Origin of the sequence: Catenibacterium sp. UBA627, from assembly GCF_002299355.1 — a bacterium.
GTDB classification, from domain to species: domain Bacteria; phylum Bacillota_I; class Bacilli_A; order Erysipelotrichales; family Coprobacillaceae; genus Catenibacterium; species Catenibacterium mitsuoka.
On sequence record NZ_DBPF01000068.1, the window covers coordinates 1 to 5659 of the forward strand.

The 5659-nt window shown below is 33.9% G+C and carries 4 protein-coding genes; all 4 read right to left on the reverse strand.

Annotated features, from left to right (window positions below; all coding sequences use genetic code 11):
• Entirely contained in the window at window positions 1–258 is a 258-nt protein-coding gene (locus tag B2S90_RS04690) for a DUF1292 domain-containing protein (RefSeq protein ID WP_055234767.1), read from the reverse strand.
• Entirely contained in the window at window positions 258–2654 is a 2397-nt protein-coding gene (locus tag B2S90_RS04695; protein ID WP_278779611.1) for a glycogen/starch/alpha-glucan phosphorylase, read from the reverse strand. The genes B2S90_RS04690 and B2S90_RS04695 overlap by 1 nt, the downstream gene beginning before the upstream one ends.
• A gap of 3 nt (window positions 2655–2657) precedes the next feature.
• Window positions 2658–4565, reverse strand: a complete 1908-nt coding sequence (gene glgB / locus B2S90_RS04700; protein ID WP_055234763.1) for a 1,4-alpha-glucan branching protein GlgB — start codon at window positions 4563–4565, stop codon at window positions 2658–2660.
• A gap of 92 nt (window positions 4566–4657) precedes the next feature.
• A complete protein-coding gene (locus B2S90_RS04705) occupies window positions 4658–5647 on the reverse strand; it encodes a nucleoid-associated protein (RefSeq protein WP_279067800.1) in 990 nt (329 codons plus the stop codon).
• Window positions 5648–5659: the final 12 nt, after the last annotated feature.

The following is a 5659-nucleotide window of genomic DNA, read 5'->3' on the forward strand; positions in this document are numbered from 1 at the left end:
TTATTCTTCATCTTCAGACATCATTGAGTCTAATACTTCCTGTATAAATGCATATTCTTCTTCTGTTTCAATAGGAAGAATATTATCTGCATCCTCAGGATCTACCTGTGAAGCATAGATATTCAACTGATCATCTTCATCTGAACTGTTATCTGTATAAATGATATATTCTTTTCCTGTTGCGTCATCTGTAAATCCTAAGATAACTTCACAAGTCACTTCTTCACCATCTACATCTAGTACGAATGTATCTTTCATTAGATTTTTACCCTATTTAAATGCCAGATATCCTTCACATAATCTTCAATAGTTCTATCACTTGAGAAATGACCACTCTTCGCAATATTAGCTAAGCACATCTTAGACCAGTTCTGACGATTCTGATATAAGTTGTTGATCTTTTCCTGAGCAAGTCTATAGCTTTCGAAATCCTTTAATAAGAAGTATTCATCATTTCTGCTCATTAATTCATCAAAGATAATTTTGAATTCTTCTCTTGATGGATGGAAAGTACCATCGACTAATGAATCAACAACCTTCTTGATGTTTGGATTATTGTTGTATTCATTCCAAGAATTATAAGTACCTTTTGCCTTTAATTCGTTGACTTCATTATCCTTCATACCGAAGATTACAATGTTGTCATCTCCAACTAAGTCAGCAATTTCTACATTGGCACCATCTAATGTACCAAGTGTTACAGCACCATTCATCATGAACTTCATGTTAGAAGTACCACTTGCTTCCTTACCAGCAGTAGAGATCTGTTCAGATACATCTGCAGCAGGAATAATCTTTTCAGCAATAGTAACACCATAGTTTTCAATAAATACAACCTTTAAGTATTTATTTGTTTCTGGATCATTGTTTACCTTATCCGCAACGCTGTTGATTAACTTAATAATCTTCTTAGCTAAATAGTAAGAAGGAGCGGCTTTTGCACCAAAGATAAAAGTATGTGGATAGATTCTGAAACTGCTATCTTCTTTCATTCTCTGATATAAATAGATAATATGCATTACATTTAATAACTGTCTCTTGTAAGCATGTAATCTCTTAACCTGAATATCAAAGATAGAATTAACATCTACATCAATACCATTATGTTCCTTAATATAATCTGCAAGAATCTGTTTTCTCTGCTGTTTTACATTGTAGAATTTACTCTGAGTAATTGAATCTTCTACAAATGGTGCTAATTTCTGTAAATCATCAGGTCTATGCATCCAGCTATCCCCGATTGATTCATTGATTAATGAAGTTAACTCTGGGTTACAATATGCAAGCCATCTTCTATGAGTCACACCATTCGTTTTATTGTTGAACTTGTTAGGATATAAAGTATCAAAATCCTTCATTTCTCTTTCTTTTAAGATGTCAGAGTGAAGCTGCGCTACACCATTAACACTAAATGAACCTGCAATCGCAAGTCTAGCCATATGTACCTGATTATCTTTAATGATCATAACTCTCTGTAATAAGTCATTATCATTTTCAGTCTGCTGTTTTACGAAGCCAATGAAACGTCTATTGATTTCTTCAATGATCTGATAAACTCTTGGTAATAAGTCTCTCATCATATCAACAGGCCATTTTTCTAATGCTTCAGCAAGGATTGTATGGTTTGTATATGCACAAGTCTTACATACGATATTCCATGCATCATCCCATTCCATTCCATAATCATCAATAAATACACGCATTAATTCAGGAATAACTAATACTGGATGTGTATCATTTAACTGAATAACGTTCTTTTCATGGAAGTTAGTTAAATCAGGATAAACTCTTAAATGTGCACGAATAATTGAATTAATACCAGCACATACAAAGAAATACTGCTGTTTTAAACGTAATACTCTACCAGCATGAGTAGAATCATCAGGATATAATGTCTGGCAGATATCATTAACTTCCTGAGCATACTGACGGAAATCCTTATTTGTAGGGATATTTTCACTAGGTTCAGCTTTCCATAATCTTAATGTATTAGTAACCTTAGTATCATTACCAACAATTGGCATATCATAAGGAACAGCACGTACTGCTTCATAATCTACATGCTTCCATCCACCAGTTGCATCATCCCAGATTACTTTACCCCAGAATTTAACTTCTGTTGCATGCTTAGGTTTTCTTACTTCCCACATATTACCTAAACGTAACCACTGATCTGGTACTTCTACCTGATATCCATTTTCAATCTTCTGTTTGAAGAAACCATAATCATAACGAATAGTATTACCGAAAGCTGGATAAGATAAAGAAGCTAAAGAATCCATGAAGCAGGCAGCAAGACGGCCTAAACCACCATTACCTAAACCAGCATCAGATTCTAATTCTTCTAGATCATGGATATTAATACCATAATCAGCAAGACCTTCTTTTGCAGTTTCATAAATACCTAAGTTCATCATATTGTTGACTAATAGACGACCAACTAAGAACTCCATTGAGAAATAGTGAACCTGTTTCTGCTGCTTAGCCTGAACTGCCATCTTTGTCATAGCCCAGTTAACAGATGCATAGTCACGTACCATAGTTTCAAGAACCATGAACTTTTCCGTTAAATGTGCTTCTTCTACTGTACGACCATATGACTCAATGATTCGCTTAGAAAATTCATATTTAAATTCTTCTTTTGTATTAAACATTTACTACTTTCCTTCCTTTACAACACTTTTCTTTGTCTTCTTCTCCTTAGAAGACGTTTTTTTAGCTGGTTTATGGTATTCAAATACCATAGCGCTAAATGGTGCTAACTTTACATGAATACTCTGTGCTTCATTGATACAAGTACCCTTCTTTGATCTTAAAGCACGTGTATTTGTGTAATTAGAACCGTTATAAATATCTTTATCTGTATTCAAGATTTCTTTATAGCTTCCGGCAAATGGTACTGGCACAGCATAATTCTTATGACTATTACCAATAAAGTTAGCTACTACAACTAAACAGTTGCCTTTCTTATCAAATCGAGCATATGAGAATACACTCTGATTATGATCATCTACAACCAGCCATTTAAATCCTTCTGGATCATAATCCATACTATAAAGAGCTGGATGTTCTTCAACCATCTTATTTAAATCCTGTATAAAATGATGGAAAGAATCATGCTGTGGATATTCTAAGATATTCCAAGCCAATGCTTTTCTTTCATCCCATTCCTTGTATTCACCTAATTCATTACCCATGAAATTAAGCTTCTTACCAGGATGAGTCATCATATATGTATATAAAGCTTTTGCCTGTGCGAACTTGTCTCCATCAAGTCCCCACATCTTATTTAAAATAGTGGCTTTACCATGAACCACTTCATCATGTGAGAATGGCAAAATAAATCTTTCTGAATAGAAATACATCATTGAGAAAGTTAATAAATTATGATCATATTGACGATAAACTGGATCTTCTTTGAAATACTTCAATGTATCATTCATCCAGCCCATATCCCACTTATAATCAAATCCTAAACCGCCATCTTTAACTGGTTTAGTAACATATGGGAAATCAGTTGAGTCTTCTGCAATAGTCATTAATGTAGGATATCTTTCATGAATCTGTTCATTCATAGTCTTTAGGAACTCTAAAGCCCCATTGTTTGCACCGAAGTCTTTATTACCTTTCCAGTAAATAAGGTTGCTGACAGCATCAAAACGAATACCATCAATATGGAATTCTTCTGCCCAGAAATGAACAGCACTCTTTAAGAATGAACGCACAGTATCTTTTGTTACATCAAAATATACTGAATCCCATTCAGTATAACGGTTATTCACATCTGCATATTCATAAACCCAGCCTCCATCAAACTGATAAAGACCATGTCCATCTTTAACAAAATGAGCAGGCACGAAGTCCATAATGACACCTATACCTTCTTTATGACAGGCATTAATGAAATTCTTAAGCTGTTTTGGATGTCCATAACGACTTGTTGCACTAAAATAACCTGTTGCCTGATATCCCCAAGAGCCATCAAATGGGAACTCATTTAAAGGCATTACTTCAATATGTGTATAGCCCATCTTCTTTACATAAGGAATGATTTCATCAATCATTTCTTCATATGTATAAAATTCTCCATCAGATGTATCTGTAAATTCCTTTTTCATCTTCCAAGAACCAAGATTCGCTTCATAGATATTCATGTTACGATCATAGTTATTAGAACGTGACTTCATCCATCTAGAATCATGCCAGTGATAGCCTTCTAAGTTATATACCTTAGATGCTGTACCTGGTCTAATTTCACTGAAAAAGGCATATGGATCTGCACGATCAACAATAGCTCCAGAAGGTGTTTCAATTCTATATTTATAAAGGTCATACTGCTTTAGCCCTTCAATATAGAGAGTCCACACACCACCATCATTATATCTCTCCATATAATGCTGTGTTCCGTCCCAGTTATTAAAATTACCTATAACCTGAACACTTCTTGCATGTGGTGCATATACTGTAAAGCGAACGCCCTTTTTATCCGGATGAGCACCGAATACCTTATATGCCTCTAAACACTTTCCTTCAAAAAACAATTTTATCAAAAAATTATCTAACATACCTATATGTCTCCCTTCATGAACTTTATTATACAATAAATATGACCAAAATTCATTCTTTTCAGACAATATAGGCAAAAAAATGTAAACGGTTACTTGATTGTGATGTCTTGAATGTTATTTAATACGATAGAAACTGTTCCATCAGGGTTTTCTTTCTTTTCAAAAGTAGAGCCATTCACATATTCATCTACTGGCATAGTTATCTGAATATTCTCATCAAGAGTAATCTTAACAACCTCTACAGAACGTCCTAATGCGTTTAAAGAAATTGTATCATCTTCACCAATCCCAAGATCCTTCAACATTGTTTCTGATTCTTCCTGAGCCTGATAATCTCTTTCCATAACCTTACGAACTACTTCTATCGGTTTAACAAGTTCTCCCATCTGTGTTCTTTCTAATATTTCCTGTTTCACAAGTGGAAGTGCTTCTTTATCATTCACATGATAAATATCATCAATCTTATTTACTACTTTCTTCATAGTAGAAATCTTCTGACGATCAGTCAACTTCTCTTCACCCTTGATCCACTGACTATTTAAATAAGTATCCATCTTGCCATCAATCAAGTACTTCTTCTCAATAAGAGATATCTTCTTATGATCTGTATCTATAATAATTGCTTCATCAACTGCCGTACCAATCTGAGGAAGAACCTGTCTTCTTGTAATACGGACATTTTCCTCTTCTACAAGAGATACAGAATTATACTTATAATTAAGCTTTAAAGCAGCAATAATATGCACACCATCACGATAGCAGTCCACATAAAGAATATTACTATTAGGCATTTCTTCAATCACTGAACCTAATGCAAAGAACTTTTCACTAATTTCCTTTGCCTGCTTCTTGAATTCTTCATCGTCTTCAAGCATCTTATCTGCACGAAGTAATAATTCATGAAGTGAAGGAACAACGAGTTCTTTAATAGCTGGACTGTATAAAGCTTTTTCTACTTTTTTATGATAATATTCCTGAGTTGTATCATTTAATTCACAGAAATCTTCACTTAAATATATCTTACGATGCTCAAAATCAAGCATATGCATCATGATTTTATTAATAATAATTGTGTTCATTTAAATTCTCCT

What these genes read in the sequence shown, in the direction of transcription:
- B2S90_RS04695 (WP_278779611.1), bottom strand. Translation starts at nt 2,654, where the DNA reads ATGTTTAATACAAAAGAAGAATTTAAATATGAATTTTCTAAGCGAATC.
- B2S90_RS04690 (WP_055234767.1), bottom strand. Translation starts at nt 258, where the DNA reads ATGAAAGATACATTCGTACTAGATGTAGATGGTGAAGAAGTGACTTGT.
- B2S90_RS04705 (WP_279067800.1), bottom strand. Translation starts at nt 5,647, where the DNA reads ATGAACACAATTATTATTAATAAAATCATGATGCATATGCTTGATTTT.
- glgB (WP_055234763.1), bottom strand. Translation starts at nt 4,565, where the DNA reads ATGTTAGATAATTTTTTGATAAAATTGTTTTTTGAAGGAAAGTGTTTA.